This is a genomic window from Pseudomonas sp. TUM25319, from assembly GCF_056388475.1.
The window spans coordinates 177,318-191,928 of the sequence record NZ_CM150751.1; the positions used below are offsets into that span (position 1 = coordinate 177,318).

Annotated in this window: 16 protein-coding genes and 1 pseudogene; 10 read left to right on the plus strand and 7 right to left on the minus strand. The window is 55.9% G+C overall.

Going from position 1 to position 14,611, the window contains the following annotated elements:
* Positions 1-106: 106 nt before the first annotated feature.
* From AC05QJ_RS00800 to AC05QJ_RS00810, 3 genes are all read left to right on the plus strand, one after another.
* Positions 107-1,804, plus strand: a complete 1,698-nt coding sequence (locus AC05QJ_RS00800; RefSeq protein ID WP_003298414.1) for a phosphoethanolamine transferase — start codon at positions 107-109, stop codon at positions 1,802-1,804.
* A 122-nt stretch (positions 1,805-1,926) separates the two neighbouring features.
* Complete coding sequence (locus tag AC05QJ_RS00805) at positions 1,927-2,055, plus strand: hypothetical protein (RefSeq protein WP_003253468.1); 129 nt, start codon at positions 1,927-1,929, stop codon at positions 2,053-2,055.
* Between the two features lie 94 nt (positions 2,056-2,149).
* Positions 2,150-3,369 (plus strand): IS3 family transposase gene (locus AC05QJ_RS00810; protein ID WP_476745068.1). Its coding sequence is split into 2 segments (ribosomal slippage): positions 2,150-2,498 and positions 2,498-3,369, totalling 1,221 coding nucleotides; the frame shifts between segments, so codons are not numbered across the junction.
* Positions 3,370-3,524: 155 nt separating this feature from the next.
* Here AC05QJ_RS00810 and AC05QJ_RS00815 read toward each other — a convergent pair.
* From AC05QJ_RS00815 to AC05QJ_RS00845, 7 genes and pseudogenes are all read right to left on the minus strand, one after another.
* Positions 3,525-3,731, minus strand: a complete 207-nt coding sequence (locus AC05QJ_RS00815; protein ID WP_011953104.1) for a hypothetical protein — start codon at positions 3,729-3,731, stop codon at positions 3,525-3,527.
* A gap of 14 nt (positions 3,732-3,745) precedes the next feature.
* Positions 3,746-3,955 (minus strand): hypothetical protein, encoded by a 210-nt coding sequence (locus tag AC05QJ_RS00820; protein WP_015268418.1) that lies wholly within the window; start codon positions 3,953-3,955, stop codon positions 3,746-3,748.
* A 220-nt stretch (positions 3,956-4,175) separates the two neighbouring features.
* Positions 4,176-5,099: a hypothetical protein gene (locus AC05QJ_RS00825; RefSeq protein ID WP_011953102.1), complete on the minus strand. Its 924-nt coding sequence runs from the start codon at positions 5,097-5,099 to the stop codon at positions 4,176-4,178.
* A gap of 310 nt (positions 5,100-5,409) precedes the next feature.
* Positions 5,410-5,643: a hypothetical protein gene (locus AC05QJ_RS00830; protein WP_156867445.1), complete on the minus strand. Its 234-nt coding sequence runs from the start codon at positions 5,641-5,643 to the stop codon at positions 5,410-5,412.
* Positions 5,644-6,060: 417 nt separating this feature from the next.
* Positions 6,061-6,366, minus strand: a complete 306-nt coding sequence (locus AC05QJ_RS00835; protein WP_080516231.1) for an STAS-like domain-containing protein — start codon at positions 6,364-6,366, stop codon at positions 6,061-6,063.
* Positions 6,367-6,489: 123 nt separating this feature from the next.
* Positions 6,490-7,509, minus strand: a complete 1,020-nt coding sequence (locus tag AC05QJ_RS00840) for an ATP-binding protein (protein ID WP_015268415.1) — start codon at positions 7,507-7,509, stop codon at positions 6,490-6,492.
* A gap of 423 nt (positions 7,510-7,932) precedes the next feature.
* Positions 7,933-8,268 (minus strand): annotated as a pseudogene (locus AC05QJ_RS00845) (helix-turn-helix transcriptional regulator); the annotation flags it as partial.
* A gap of 47 nt (positions 8,269-8,315) precedes the next feature.
* Between AC05QJ_RS00845 and AC05QJ_RS00850 the strand changes: the two are divergent.
* The 7 genes from AC05QJ_RS00850 to AC05QJ_RS00880 all read left to right on the plus strand — a co-directional run bounded on the left by AC05QJ_RS00850 (position 8,316) and on the right by AC05QJ_RS00880 (position 14,417).
* Complete coding sequence (locus AC05QJ_RS00850) at positions 8,316-8,474, plus strand: hypothetical protein (RefSeq protein WP_011953098.1); 159 nt, start codon at positions 8,316-8,318, stop codon at positions 8,472-8,474.
* A 43-nt stretch (positions 8,475-8,517) separates the two neighbouring features.
* On the plus strand, positions 8,518-11,040 hold the full coding sequence (locus tag AC05QJ_RS00855; protein ID WP_137108948.1) for a heavy metal translocating P-type ATPase: 2,523 nt from the start codon (positions 8,518-8,520) through the stop codon (positions 11,038-11,040).
* Positions 11,041-11,377: 337 nt separating this feature from the next.
* The gene (locus AC05QJ_RS00860; protein ID WP_004575963.1) at positions 11,378-11,578 is read left to right on the plus strand and encodes a heavy-metal-associated domain-containing protein; all 201 of its coding nucleotides are present in this window, start codon (positions 11,378-11,380) and stop codon (positions 11,576-11,578) included.
* Between the two features lie 265 nt (positions 11,579-11,843).
* Entirely contained in the window at positions 11,844-12,866 is a 1,023-nt protein-coding gene (locus AC05QJ_RS00865; RefSeq protein WP_047932759.1) for a YncE family protein, read from the plus strand.
* Positions 12,867-13,004: 138 nt separating this feature from the next.
* Positions 13,005-13,460, plus strand: coding sequence for a hypothetical protein (locus tag AC05QJ_RS00870; RefSeq protein ID WP_011953095.1), 456 nt, complete (start codon positions 13,005-13,007; stop codon positions 13,458-13,460).
* Positions 13,461-13,485: 25 nt separating this feature from the next.
* Positions 13,486-13,761, plus strand: a complete 276-nt coding sequence (locus tag AC05QJ_RS00875) for a DUF2933 domain-containing protein (RefSeq protein ID WP_011953094.1) — start codon at positions 13,486-13,488, stop codon at positions 13,759-13,761.
* The gene (locus AC05QJ_RS00880) at positions 13,758-14,417 is read left to right on the plus strand and encodes a methyltransferase family protein (RefSeq protein WP_011953093.1); all 660 of its coding nucleotides are present in this window, start codon (positions 13,758-13,760) and stop codon (positions 14,415-14,417) included. The genes AC05QJ_RS00875 and AC05QJ_RS00880 overlap by 4 nt, the downstream gene beginning before the upstream one ends.
* Positions 14,418-14,611: the final 194 nt, after the last annotated feature.

Sequence of the window (14,611 nt, forward strand, 5' to 3'; positions counted from 1 at the left end):
CGCTCCGCACATTGCGCAATCGCTCAGCATCTGTCGACGGTTTGCCTTGTAGCTCCCGCTAACTCCATAGCTACCGCCATGGATAAGCAGCTTCCAGAGTTTGATAATGACACCTTCCAAATCCATTGTTCACACCCTGTTAAGCAAATGGATCTTTGCTATTCGCAATGCGCGGCAGAAAGGCATCAGTACTAATTTGCTAATCGGCCTGGTGACTTTTTGGTTACTGCTATTCGCGAACGCTGAGCTCTGGAACGTGCTCTGGAAGCTGGTATTCAAAACCGATGAAGTGAACTGGCAGCTAGCGGCTAGCCTCCCAGTCATAGTATTCGCATGGGTGTTTACCGTTCTGAGCTTGCTGTCATGGGGGCGGCTGGCCAAACCCATACTGTGCCTGGTACTGATCAGCGCGTCTTTTGCGAGTTACTTCATGAATGCCTACGGCATCGTGATCGATTACACAATGTTCACCAACGTTGTGGAGACCGACGTCGCTGAGGCAACCGAGCTGCTGAATTGGAAGCTCGGTCTTTGGGTCGCAATGGTTGGGGTGTTGCCCGTCTACCTGATTGCCCGGGTTCCCCTCCGGCGCAAGCCTTGGGCCAAAGCTTTGGTCAGCAGGTTCATTGCTCTGTCGCTCGCTCTGTTGACCTTATCTGGCATCGCGTTGAGTCAGTACCAGTCGTATGCCTCCTTGCTGCGCAACAATCGGGAGATCCGGCTGATTCTGGTACCTACCAACTTGTTTGCGGCTGGCCATGGGTACCTGAAGCGTCAGCTGGCCTCACCTAAAACGCTGACGGCCATTGGTACTGATGCGGTAGTTAATCGACAGGGTGCGGCTCGTAAACCCAGGCTGCTGGTACTGGCAGTAGGAGAGACCGCTCGCTCCGCCAACTTCTCCCTCAACGGCTACTCCCGTGAAACGAATCCGGAACTAGAAAAGCGAAATGTCATTAGCTTCACGAACGTGAGCTCCTGCGGTACCGCTACCGCGGTCTCGCTGCCATGCATGTTCCTGGACGTGGGTAAGGCCCAGTACAAAGATGGCTTGGCCAAGAGCCGAGAAGGGCTGCTCGACGTGCTTCAACGCGCTGGCATCAGTGTCATGTGGACTGACAACAACTCGGGGTGCAAAGGGGTCTGCGACAGGGTTCCCAACCACAAGGCTGCCTCTCACGCGGATTCCCAACTGTGCACCAGCGAGGAGTGTAAGGACGGGGTGCTGCTCACGGAGATGCAAGACTTCATCAAGCGCCAGGAAGGCGATGCTGTCCTGGTGCTCCACTACAAAGGCAGTCACGGCCCGGCCTACTACAAGCGCTACCCCTCGCAATTCAAGAAATTCGCACCGGTGTGCGAGACCAACGAGCTCGACAAATGTAAGCAGGAGGAGGTGGTCAATGCCTACGACAACTCAATCCTCTACACCGATTATGTGACTGCAAATCTCATCGATATCCTGGCGGCCAACACCAAGTTCGACACTGCGCTGATGTACGTTTCGGACCACGGCGAATCGCTGGGGGAGGGTGGGCTCTATCTACACGGGCTGCCTTACGCGATGGCTCCTGACGAGCAAACAAAGGTGCCGTTGGTACTTTGGATGTCTGACTCGCTCGCGAAGAGCGAAAAGGTCAACGTGGGTTGTTTGAAAGCTCAAACCACGTCACCGCTGAGCCACGACAACCTGTTCCACACCGTGCTCGGCATGATGAACGTCCAGACGTCTTCGTATCGCTCAGCGCTGGATTTCACTGCCCCTTGTAAGCCCTTTGTCGGAGGCTCTTATTCTGGCCTCTGAATGTTCGATGTGGACCGGATCATCGGCCAGGCGGTTCTGCACCAGCCTGCTTTGACAGCTGAGAGAAGCTGGACTAATTACATAGCTGCATTCAACAACCCAAGCGGAAAAGGAAGTTTTGCATGAGCATCAAGCCAGGCCCAAAGCGCACCAATGAAGATGGCACTCCGGACAAAAGGCAGCGAGTCACCCCTGAAAAGCAGAAGGACCATCCGGACCTGAAACCCCACAAGCACAAAAAGGGGGAGTAAGAAAAAAGCAGCTCTCGGGAGCTGCTTTTTTTTTGGGGCTTGTCCCGTCCTGAATAAGGTTTACACCTCCCATCCCGAATTTCCGGAGAGTCAGATGGAGCAAGGTGTAAAGCGCACACAGCGGGATTACTCACTGTCTTTTAAATTGGCGGTGGTTGATCAGATTGAAAAAGGCGAGCTGACCTACAAGCAGGCCCAGGTGCGGTATGGCATCCAGGGTCGGTCAACGGTTCTGGTATGGTTGCGTAAGCACGGTCGCCAGGATTGGAGCCAGGGGGCCTCGATCCGAGACGAGAGGAGCTGCGCGATGTCTGACCCCAAAACGCTCACTCCCGAGCAGCGGATCAAAGAGCTTGAGCAACAGCTTGAGCTGATGAGCCAGAAGGCCCAGTTCTTTGAGACGGTCGTTGATGTTCTGAAAAATGACTATGGTGTCTCGGTCGTAAAAAAGCGATCCGGCAAGTCCTCTCGCAAGGTCAAGTCTCAGGACTGAGCATTGCCAGGGCTTGTCAGTTTCTAGGCATCAGTCGACAGGCTTACTACAAGCGCAACCGAGCGGCTGATGGCAAAGAGCATCAGGCAGACCGGGTGGTTGAGTTTGTTCAGCAAGTCCGGATGCGCCAGCCTCGTTTGGGTACACGCAAGCTGCACTATCTGCTGCATTGCCAACCTGACAAACGATTCCAAGTCGGCCGAGATAGGCTGTTCCAGGTCTTGGGAGAGCGCCGTTTGCTGGTGCTGCCCAAGCGGGCCTACCACAAGACAACACAGAGCTTTCATCGCTTCTACCGCCATCCCAATTTACTCAAGCCCGGTCCAAGCCAAGTCGTTCCGACAAGGCCGGAGCACGTCTGGGTTGCCGACATTACTTACCTGCCCGCACGTAACGGCCCGCTGTACCTGAGCCTGGTAACGGATGCGTACTCCAGGAAAATTGTTGGCCACCACGTTCATGAAAGCCTGCATGCCGAGTCAGTGGCGCAAGCCTTCAAGCAGGCATTACGAACGCGACGTCGTCGCCAGCCATTAGTCCACCATTCGGATCGAGGCATCCAATATTGCTCAGCGCTGTACCAGTCACTGCACCAACGGCACGATGTTCAGTGCTCCATGACTGATGGGTATGACTGCTACCAGAACGCGCTGGCCGAGCGAATCAACGGAATCCTCAAAATGGAGCTGCTGTTGAGCAGCCCTGAAGATCTTGAGCAGGCGAGACAGATGGTTGACGAGGCAGTGCAGATCTACAACACAGAACGGCCCCATATGGCCCTGAAAAACAAAACGCCCGATGCAGTGCATCGGGCGTTTTGAGGCCTATCGGCCTACCTGAACAGGTGTAAACCTATTTCAGGACTAGACAGCTGTGTGCAAACCCTCCCGACCGTCTCGCTGATCAATCGGACCGCGTCGTGAGTCTTCCGCTTGGCTTGATGGATTCTGAAGCTACCTCCGGATCGGTTATCCCTTCAGTGCGGACGACGAGACTGATATCCCAGAGCGTTGAGCTGATACTCGCTGACAGCCCGAAATTGTGATTCTGCGATTTGACGCAGGCGCTCAACCTCTTCGGCAGATGAGCCAGAAGCCTGCGCCTCGTGGTATTGCTTCATCGCATCCACTGCGTCGGTATACATGGGGTGGTCGGGGAGAAGAGCTGGTATCTTTTTCGTCATGTAGCGGCAGGTCCTCACTGGATAGTCGACGGTGGTTTACCTGCTTTGAGGAGCTGAAAATCAATGACCGCCTGATAGAGCGAATCTGCCAATAGGTGAAGACGCTGTACCTCAAGGTCTGGCAATCCAGCAGCCTCCGCTTCGTGGGCCTGTCGGATAGCTTCAAGCGCTTGCCTCATCAGTGGCTCACCAGCCTCGACCATTCCAATGAATGTGCGCTTCACAACATTTTGCTCCACTCAGCTGAAGATGAATTATAGGACACCGCGGCGTGGCAAGGCCCCGAGCAGCACAGGTGTTCGACGTCCGGCTGAACGAACCAATGAGGAGCGCGCTGGCCTGGGGAGTGGCCAGGGCGCGTGTCATAGCTACGTTGTAAACCACTTTTTTCACTGTAAACCACTGTGGTTTACAGTGAAAAAAAGTGGTTTACAGCAGGCCTCCTCAGGCCTGAGTCAGCTCCAGCAGATCGCCCAGTTCCTCCCGGGCCATCTTCACTCTATCCATTCTGCGATAAGGATGATCAACCGGCATCCGGATAAGAGATTCGAACCAAGCCGAATCGAATTTGATGACTTCCTTGTGAATGTGCTCAAGCTCACCTCCGCGAGGCTGTGACACTACAAACTCCATGCTTTCAACCAAGCCAGACGCTTCACTGTCTTTGACGATTCGATGGCGGATGAAACTCATTTTGAGATCAAAATATGCCGCCTTCGAACCAGGCACCTTCTTCGATTCCAGCCGACCAGTGCTGCTGATTTCCGCCCCCGGCACCTCAGCGGCAATAGCTTTCACCAGCTCAGCATTTCCACTGACCTTCTGGCCAAACAGGCGGGTGGCGTCCGACATGTAAGCAAAGATCCATGGCACATTGCGAAGCGTCGCGCCGGTATAGAGGTAGCCACGCTCTCCCTTGTAACGCTGCAGCATGCCTCTCAACGCGTTCTCGGAAAGGACCAGTTGGGTCTCTTTCTCCAGGATGTAAACCACGCGATCGAACTGTTCGATCAATAGCTTGAGAATCTTCCGCGGGACGCCGTCAAACCTGGTTTTTCGTTCTGTTTTCTTATGCTGGCGAGGCTTGAAGTACGGGCAATCGTTACGGGCCTCACTATCAAATGGAGCGATGCCGCGAATGCTCTTAGTAGCATGTTTCCCGAATGGGTTCTTCACGTTAGGCGGTAGCTCATACAGCCCAACCAGCTGGACAGGGTTGTCGCATGCCGGGCATACAGCAAACTGAGCTAGCTTGCCCGCACTTCCAGGCTGGTACCACGGATCTCTGCGGAAGGTCTCGGCCTCGAAACCTTCCTTGTCGATGATCTTGCTTTCTGTGTCTTCGATGCGGAGCTTATAGACATCCATCTTTGCTGAAACCGTATCAATAGAGGGTTTCTGGATGGTAACGAGCGAGGATAGGCAGCAGTAGGCCTAACTGACCCTTTTGGTGGTCACCCACTGGTTTGAGGCCAGCCCAAAGCATGCCTGATCGACCTGGGCGGGCCCTAGAAACAACTAACCCCCTGATGCGCAGTACAGGTCTGGGACCTGCCCGAGGCGTGGGGGCTATTCTTGGAGCGACAGTGACACCGGCTCCGGAGAAAATCAATTGGTTTGTAGAGCAGCCGGTCAGCTAAGGTCAAACCCAGATCCTAAAGGGGAGGCCGATAGCAGCTCAGTCAGCATCATCGGCACCTTCTTCATCTTCATCGGTATCCCCAACACTGAGCCAGTCGTGAAGGTTGTACCGCACGAAGTCTTCCGCATCGAGCATGGTAAAGTCTTGTAGCACCGTGACGTCTGCTCCACCGAAGTACAGCCCATCGTTGAGATTTCTGGCCACCCCGAGCACTTCATTCAGCTGGTCGTGCAGCTCATTTGCGCGCCTGGCGTGCTCTCGTTTGGTCAAAAACCGGAACACCACCTCGTAGGGCTCAGGGGTGGTATTACCCGCTTTGCTTCAAGCCGCAGGAGTTGCAGGTCCGTTGCAGCTTGATGGTTTTACTTAAGGAGCCAAGCCAGCTCTCCAATCCGCAGATGCTGTGCACATTTTTTTGCACATATCTCACGCCACGATACCCCAGTAGATTCAGGCTTTTCGCAGCCTTTGCATAGGTGAGTCGCGATGGATTTCTACACATCTCAATGAGGAAACCTAAGCTCCGTTTTCCACGTATTCCTCCGCTACAGAACGCTTTTCTGCGGTGTGTCCCCTGACATTCGCTTTTCAGGGCGAGCTATGGGGGCCACTCAAGACGGCTATCTTTTGCCTGGCACCAATGAAAAGGCCCTCAATATTGAGGGCCTTAAATTCAATGCGGATCCGTCACGCGGGCATTTTTTGCAGCTGTCGAACTCGATCATGGACCACAAATTTAATGATTCCTTTGACATCGTTGGTGCAGTTTTCAAAGGCAAGGCGCGATACCACCTGGCGACCCTCCTTCAGAATCAGCGCCCCGATCAACTCGTCGACGAAGGACTGAGTGACATCGTTCCCAGCGAAATCTATGACAACGCTCTCACCACTGCTGAGCGAGCGTTCGATTTCGGTACGGTAGGGGATCGCTGAAGCTCGCATTCCGTACGTTCGGATAGAACTATCCCTACTTAATCGAATTTGAGTTTGCATGTCGTAACCCCTTGTATTGCATAATCCTTTTTTGCAGCCCGAGAGTTTCAGTTGACGCTGAATCTCCCATTTACCGCTCCTTGCATGATCGACTCTAGCCCTCGAGCTATCAAAAAGCCAGAGCTAGCGGAAATTCAGATCTAGGTCGAGATCGTCGTCAACCTGTCCTGCATCGTCCTTCGGCAGCAAGTCACTGATCGAAATGGTGGGCAGCAGCTCACGGGTACAGCTAAACGCGATCGATACACCATTCCACAGCGCATCATGCAGCTCCTGAGACTGCCGACGCTTTGTGTCATGTATGCCATTGCCGCTCACGATGATCAAACCACCGCCCGCCGCGTCTGCAATTTTTGCGGTAGTTGTTAACCCGATACCTTGGTTCTCGCTACCCAGGATCTGGGCCATCGCACCCCGGTTGCAGCTCACTCGCGGTTTGAGTGCCGCCTCGATCGCGTGCAAATGCGTGCGGTCATGAAGCTCAGGGTGATTCCTCAGTGTCGCGAGAAACCCACACCCATTATCGACGATGGCCATGCGTACAAGGTTCAATTTTGGATAAAACTGACAGGTCAGCCAAACGGCGGCGTCACCACGTCCCTCTCTGCGGGCGTGAGTAAGCGAGTTTTCCAATAGCTCCTTGAGCGAATACTCCAGAGGGCCCCGGTAGGAGTCAAACTCATTCCGTCCCGTGTGCTCGTCGACTGGGGCATCCGGGTCCGATTGAGTCAACCTTCCCGTAATAGCTCTAGCGAGGCGAGAGGCTGCAGCCTCTGCTTGATGGTGTTCGCTGATTTTGGTGATTTCCACCAACGAGGTGCTTCGGTCGTTTCGACGTCCTACCCCCGATAGATCTACACCCTCTACATCAATGTCCTTGAAAAAATCCATCCTGGCCAGGTAGGAGGTCAGGTCTCTGCTCAAAAACTGCATCGAAACTCGCTTCTGGACCAACTGGTTTTCAAACAACGCTCGCAGCGTGGCCATCCCTAACGGATCGATATACGAGAGGTTGCTAGCGTCTAAAACGATGTCACCAGGGCAGTTAATGATTTCTGCGCACACAGAAAACAGGTCATGGGGCGATCTTGAGCCAAGCCCCCAAGGAAGAACGATCGCGTTTTCAATATCGATGGCCTGCATGCAATTCCCTGGCAACGGAGCTAACCCTTTCGGATAGATATAGGGCTCGATAGTAGCCCATTGCCTGCCGGGTAAGCACTCACCTATTTTTTGACGAGTAGTGCCGGCATAGAATTGGCGCGCGGCAGTAGCGGCCTGTGGATGGTGGATCGCGCTCGCCTTGGGCTCAACACGCACGAAGAAAACACGGCCAACGCCCTGCCACGGGTCAGCCATTCAAGCAAAGATGGCCAGATCAAAGCCTTGTGCGAGAGCACTGGAGCAGGTTTGTGAGTCCGCCGAGCAGTTTCATCTCCGACGTCTGCTGTGGGCAAAGGCAAAGCTGGAAGGGGAACAGCGAAGAGTGACCCGATCAGCGCTGTACCGCACCGCATGTATCAGGTCTGGGGCTTGAGCTGTTAGATCGCATAAGGCTACCTTGGCCGGCAACTGGAGAACGAACTGCACCTCGTCTTCCAATGCGTTGGCGTGGAAGTAACTGAGGAAGTACTCGCTTTGACGGAACTGGTCAGAAGCGATCTCCTCCAGGCGTTACAGCCCACTGGGCAGGCCTTCCTGACAGGCCTGGTAGAAGGGGTCGAGCAAGTATAGGCCGTCCAGGCAGGAAAGCATGGACGGCGTTCCCCACCGGGAGCCGGCGTCGTACTCCTCCAGCGGCTTGGGCACTCCCTCGCCGGGGTACAAGGCAGCCAGCGCATTGTCGAAGGGCAACCACTGGTGCAGCAGCAGGATCAGCAACCTCCAGAAATGATCTATGCCATGACGCTACACCACAACAATAATCGACACGCTTACAGGAGCATTGATTGGCGTCACAGCTGTTCAAGGAGATGTTGTCTAGGCTGGACAATACGGCAGCGGCCGATATTTCCCACCCAGCTTGGGAGTTGATCATGATGGAGCCCATCGCCGTGGTACAGATCTGGCAATACCTTTTTGGCGGACTAAAGGCGGTATTGCACTGATCATGCTGGCCATATTTGGCCTGTTTTATGTGGCTCGTGCACTATGGCCACCTGTCACAGGCACTACAGTTATTTAATTTTGTTGCTCTGTCCGCTGACGCAACTCTTCGGGCACAACCATGGCGGGTATTCTCACCAGAAGGGTGAAAACTCGTCCAAACCGGACAACAAAGGGAACTACTTCATGCACACCGAATCGTGCCAGCATGACCATGACCATGACCATGACCACTCGCACCCGTATGAGCAACCGGATGGTAGTCAGCGCGATTTGGTATGCGGTATGACGGTGCCACCGGATAGTCGCTACTTCGAGCTATACGAGGGAAGGACATACCGCTTCTGCAGTGAAAAGTGCCTGACGAAATTCCGCGCAGCGCCTGTGCATTATCTTAGCCCTCCCCAGGACCAAGAACACGCGGGCCATCTCCACTCGGCTGCCCCGCAGCCAAGCAACGCGGCGGACGCCGAATACACTTGCCCGATGCATCCCCAAATCCGCCAGCGTGGGCCGGGCAGTTGCCCAATCTGTGGCATGGCCCTAGAGCCGGTAATACCGGAGCTTGAGGAAGACGAGAACCCGGAACTCAAGGACTTCTCCCGCCGCTTCTGGTGGACCTTGCCCCTGACGGTCATCGTGACCGTGTTGGCCATGACTGCCCACCAACTCCAATTGCTGCATGGTGCCACACAGAATTGGGTGGAGTTGATTCTGGCCACTCCCGTGACACTATGGGCTGGCTGGCCGTTTTTCGTGCGTGGGGTCGCATCGATTCGTAATCGCAGCCCGAATATGTGGACCCTGATAGGTTTGGGAACGGCTGCGGCGTACCTATACAGCGTTGCGGCCACAGTGTTCCCGCAGGTTTTCCCGACGACTTTCATGCAGGATGGCCGCATCGGTGTCTACTTCGAAGCGGCTGCAGTCATCATCTCATTAACGTTGCTCGGCCAAATGCTCGAGCTCAAGGCGCGCTCACAAACCTCCGCCGCCATCAAGTCGCTCCTGGGTCTTGCCCCCAAGACGGCCCGTCGCATCGGGGCCGATGGTCAGGAGGAAGATATTCCGCTCACCCACGTGCATACGGGCGACCACCTGCGCGTTCGCCCTGGCGAGAAGGTGCCGGTCGACGGGGTGGTCCTGGAAGGCGAAAGTGCTATCGATGAATCCATGCTGACAGGCGAGCCCGTGCCAGTGATGAAGAAAGCTGGGGATGCACTCATCGGTGCCACGCTGAATACCCACGGCAGCCTTGTGATGGCGGCGCAGAAGGTCGGCGCCGAGACAGTGCTCTCGCAAATCGTGCAGATGGTCGCGCGGGCTCAGCGCTCGAAAGCCCCGATGCAGCGGATGGCGGACACCGTGGCCGGCTATTTCGTCATGGGGGTGATTCTGGTCGCGCTGGTCACGCTCTTCGGCTGGGGGCTTTTCGGACCGGAGCCTGGCTGGGTCTTCGGCCTGATCAATGCGGTCGCGGTCCTGATCATTGCCTGCCCCTGCGCGCTCGGCCTAGCCACTCCCATGTCGATCATGGTCGCTACCGGGAAGGCTGCCAGCAGTGGCGTGCTCTTCCGAGACGCCAGTGCTATCGAGAACCTCTGCAAGATCGACACGCTGATCGTCGACAAGACCGGGACCCTCACCGAGGGCCGGCCAGTGTTTCATAGCGTGGTCGGTACCGGGCAGTTCATGCCACCCGAAGTCTTGCGCCTTGCCGCCAGCCTGGACCAAGGCAGCGAGCATCCGCTGGCACATGCGATTGTCGATCATGCGCGAGCGCATGGACACAGCTTGTCCAAGCCAGAGGCGTTTGAGTCGGGCTCTGGGATCGGTGTACGTGGCCAGGTGAACGGCAAACGGCTGCAGCTTGGCAACACGACCTTGATGGAAGAGGCTGGCCTCGACACCAGTCCGTTGCGAGACCGCGCCGAGCAGCTGCGTCTGGAAGGCATGAGTATCATGTACTTGGCCGTCGATGGCGTGCTCGCTGGCCTGCTAGCGGTGTCCGATCCGGTCAAACCCACCTCCAAGGAGGCGGTAACCCGGCTACAGGCAGAAGATGTGAAGGTCATCATGGCCACCGGCGACGGCCTGACTACGGCACGTGCGGTCGCGAAACAACTCGGCATCGAGGAAGTCCACGGAGAAGTGAAACCCGAGGACAAGGAGCAACTGGTGGCGCTCCTGCAGGGCGATAAGCGCCGGGTTGCCATGGCAGGAGATGGGATCAACGATGCCCCTGCGCTGGCCCGGGCTGATGTCGGGATCGCCATGGGAACTGGCACCGATGTTGCCATGAACAGCTCCCAGTTGACGCTGGTCAAGGGCGACCTGATGGGCATCCTGCGGGCCAGAACACTATCCGTGGCCACGGTGAAGAACATGCGTCAAAACTTGGGCTTCGCATTCTTCTACAACGCTATGGGCATACCGCTGGCGGCAGGTTTGTTCTACCCGCTTACCGGCCATCTATTGTCACCGATGATTGCGGCATTGGCCATGAGCGTAAGTTCGGCTTCCGTGGTATTCAACGCACTGCGGCTGAAGCGCGTAGTCACAGACTGAAATGGGCACACCGCAACCTATGAGAGGAAGTTCCGCCATCAGCGTTTCAACGCCTGATCCATATGACTGACTGTCTAGGGCTTTGGCCTTAGCGGGTATGTCCGCGAGTTCGGCGCCAATCTGGTCCTGATGGAGGACATCGGGCAACTGCGACGTCCGCCATCTTCTGCCAAGATCGTAAGGGACAATTGTGATGCAGCAGGGGCCGCCGCCAGAGGAGTTGGACAAGATTTCAGGGCGAAGATAAATCCTTTGACCGGGCCTTGACCTTGTCATCGTGTCAAGGTTGAAGCTGTAAATGCGGCGAGAAAAGCCGTACCAGCATGAGAGGCCCGCTATGTTCGTTTTGGAAGTTTCCGGTATGGGATGTGGCAGTTGTGTCAACAAGATCACCAAGGCCATCCAGGCTGCCGATGGCGACGCGAAGGTGATCGTTGATCGTGCTGCCGGTACAGTGAGTGTCCAAAGCAACATCGAGGCGGAACGCGTCGGTGCACTGGTCCAGGCGCTTGGTTACCCAACCAAAGTCAGTCGCTAAGTCTCGTTACCGCTCAGATGGCAAGCCGCCGTGCCATGTTTCATGGCGCGGTTTCTTCATATACAGCCTGATGTCGACTGACTCCGGGTCGGGATAGCCAGCAATACTCCCCAAGAAATGGACGGCCTTCGATCACCCAGTGCCGAGTCAAGCTGTGGACGTTGACGCTGATCAAGAAAATGCTTCGCGATTGGTGTTTATCTTGAGTAAATGTATAGGCCAGCCTGGCTCACATACCCCGGCCCCTCGTTGGAGCTCATTCACAATGATGACTGCCAAGCGGTTTAGTTCTATGGCCTTGGGGATATTCCTGCTCATCCCTCTGGGGCTGGTCATGGCAAACCCTACGGGTAACGTCTACACGGCCAATGAACGGTCCGCTTCCATTAGCCAGGTAAATCTTGCGACAGGTGATGTGAGCACGGTCGCCTTGCCGATCGCACCCCACAACCTACAGGTTTCGCCCGACGGCAGCTTGCTTCTGGTTGTTGGAGTGGCTGGACATGCGGGGCATTCGAGCGGTGAAAAGCCCGGTGGGCAGTTGCTGGTGTTCAGTACCAGCGCGCTGGACAGGCCACCGTTCAGCTTCCCGGCAGGCGATCACCCGGCTCATGTGGTCACCGACGTCACCGGGCTGCGAGCTTTTGTGACCGATTCCGCTGCCAACCAGGTGCGAGTATTTGACCTTGAGCAGCGAATCGAGTTGCCCGGTATTCCAACTGGGCGTTATCCCCATGGGCTGCGCTTGAGCCCTGATGGCCGGACACTCTATATCGCGAACATGAAGAGCGACAGCGTATCGCTTATCGATGTCGTCACACTCAAAGAAACCGCGCAGATTCCCGTGGGCAAAGGCCCTGTCCAGGTCGGCTTTGCCCCTGACGGTCGCCTGGCATTCGTCTCGCTCAGTGCGACAAATCAGCTTGGCATCATCGACACGGCCAGACGCAAGGTGATCAGCAAGGTTGATGTCGGCCGCACGCCAATCCAGATGATGGCCACCGTTGACGGTCGCCAGGTCTATGTCGCGAATCAGGGCAGTGGCCAGAATCCGGACGACCGAGTCTCCATCGTAGATCTCCAGACGCGTAGCAGCCTGGGCACCGTGACCACCGGCAAGGGTGCCCATGGTGTGGCCATCAGCAGCGACGGCGCTTATGTGTTTGTCAGCAATATTGAAGCGGGCACCGTATCTGTCATCGATACGAGCAGCCGAAAGGTCGTTGCTACCCATAAGGTTGGCGCCGGGCCAAACGGGATCAGCTTCGAGCCGCCGAGTGCCCAATAATAGCCCGTCGGTGTACAACCCGAGCACGACGCGAAAAATGAGCATTCACGCCGGCGCAGTAATTTGCTTGTCGTGCCAGGTGAGGCCTAGCGCCCAGACCAAGGCATCCGGCTTTAAAACAGTGCTAAGGAGATGATGATGAACAACGTTCGAAATTTACTGATCGGACTTTGTTTGGCCGCAGCGTCCGTGGGCGCCATGGCGCAAAACACCGATGAACACTCGACACATCACCCGGCCGATGCGCCAAGCGCGGCGGCTACCGAGAAGACGCCTTCTCAGCCAATGGACAAAGGGCAAATGGCGGCGATGGACCAGCAAATGAAGGCCATGCAAGCCATGCACGAAAAGATGGCTGCAGCCAAAACGCCGGAAGCCCGTCAGGCGTTGATGGCCGAGCATATGGCGCTGATGAAAAATGGCATGGCCATGATGAAGTCCATGGAGGGTGGCATGCCTGAAATGGGGGGCATGCATGGCGGCATGGGCGGGGATATGGCCGCCCGCCACCAGATGATGGAAAAGCGCATGGACATGATGGAGTCGATGATGCAGATGATGATGGACCGCATGCCATCTGCTGCATCGAAGTAACCCATCTCCTTTCCCAGGAGTCGCTATGAACCCTCACTTCGATGAAAACGGCTCACCACACAGTTTCTGGCGTTCACGCTATGCAATCGGCCTGGTGGTAATCGGTGGGATCGCCGTCTACTTCCTGCTCACCGAGCACCTTGCCCATGTCGTTGGAGCCCTGCCTTATCTGTTGTTGCTCGCCTGTCCGCTGATGCATGTCTTCATGCATCGAGGACATGGGGGACACCATCACCAGGGCCAGAGCAAACCGGCCCCCTCCGATAAGGCTGATATCCATAAGCCGGGAGATCCATCATGAATCATGGTGAAAGCGCGTATGGCCTCTGGTCGCTGGTTTTCATCAACTCCGCGATCTTCATCATGTTTGCCTTCAGTTTCTTCAAGCCGGCAACGGCGAGAGACTGGAGGAGCTTCGGTGCATTCTCGGCCTTCATCGTTGCCCTGTTTGTGGAAATGTATGGCTTCCCCCTGACGATCTATCTGTTGTCAGGCTGGTTGCAGGCCAGGTTCCCCAACCTCGATCTGCTTTCCCACGAATCCGGCCATCTGTGGTCGACGTTGCTCGGTGACCAGGGCAACCCACACTTCAGTGTTTTGCACATTGCCAGTTACCTATTCCTGGGTTTCGGCTTCTATTTGCTTTCTGCCGCCTGGAACGTGCTATATCACGCGCAACGCCGCCGTTCACTTGCAACGGTCGGGCCCTATGGCTGGATCAGACATCCGCAGTACGTGGCATTTGTGCTGATTCTTCTGGGCTTTCTCCTTCAGTGGCCGACGCTGCTGACGCTGGCAATGTTCCCGGTGTTGCTGGTGATGTACGGGCGTTTGGCGGTTTCCGAAGAGCGGGAAATGCACAAGCAGTTTGGCGCTGCCTACGAAGCTTATACCCGCGTTACGCCTAGGTTCGTTCCGCACCTGCGCGAAAGGTTGGGTGGGGGTCATAGAGGCTGAAGCGTAGGACGAAGGAGCTACATGCCAGGAGGGTTTCAGCGGCAGTGTTTCTAGCGGGAATAGGGTATCCAAAGTCTGTTTGCTCGGATAACACTCTGAGTTGTCGCGGGTTTTCTTGTCGACAAGCTCGGTGGAATCCTTGTTGGCGTTCGGATAACTCAGGCAGTTGGATGACTTTGCGATGCCCTGTCCGC

Excerpts from the sequence above, each read along its gene's own strand:
- AC05QJ_RS00865 (WP_047932759.1), top strand. The coding sequence starts at position 11,844 with ATGATGACTGCCAAGCGGTTTAGTTCTATGGCCTTGGGGATATTCCTG.
- AC05QJ_RS00815 (WP_011953104.1), bottom strand. The coding sequence starts at position 3,731 with ATGACGAAAAAGATACCAGCTCTTCTCCCCGACCACCCCATGTATACC.
- AC05QJ_RS00800 (WP_003298414.1), top strand. The coding sequence starts at position 107 with ATGACACCTTCCAAATCCATTGTTCACACCCTGTTAAGCAAATGGATC.
- AC05QJ_RS00805 (WP_003253468.1), top strand. The coding sequence starts at position 1,927 with ATGAGCATCAAGCCAGGCCCAAAGCGCACCAATGAAGATGGCACTCCG.
- AC05QJ_RS00835 (WP_080516231.1), bottom strand. The coding sequence starts at position 6,366 with ATGCAAACTCAAATTCGATTAAGTAGGGATAGTTCTATCCGAACGTAC.
- AC05QJ_RS00875 (WP_011953094.1), top strand. The coding sequence starts at position 13,486 with ATGAACCCTCACTTCGATGAAAACGGCTCACCACACAGTTTCTGGCGT.
- AC05QJ_RS00870 (WP_011953095.1), top strand. The coding sequence starts at position 13,005 with ATGAACAACGTTCGAAATTTACTGATCGGACTTTGTTTGGCCGCAGCG.
- AC05QJ_RS00860 (WP_004575963.1), top strand. The coding sequence starts at position 11,378 with ATGTTCGTTTTGGAAGTTTCCGGTATGGGATGTGGCAGTTGTGTCAAC.
- AC05QJ_RS00840 (WP_015268415.1), bottom strand. The coding sequence starts at position 7,509 with ATGCAGGCCATCGATATTGAAAACGCGATCGTTCTTCCTTGGGGGCTT.
- AC05QJ_RS00855 (WP_137108948.1), top strand. The coding sequence starts at position 8,518 with ATGGCCACCTGTCACAGGCACTACAGTTATTTAATTTTGTTGCTCTGT.
- AC05QJ_RS00825 (WP_011953102.1), bottom strand. The coding sequence starts at position 5,099 with ATGGATGTCTATAAGCTCCGCATCGAAGACACAGAAAGCAAGATCATC.
- AC05QJ_RS00880 (WP_011953093.1), top strand. The coding sequence starts at position 13,758 with ATGAATCATGGTGAAAGCGCGTATGGCCTCTGGTCGCTGGTTTTCATC.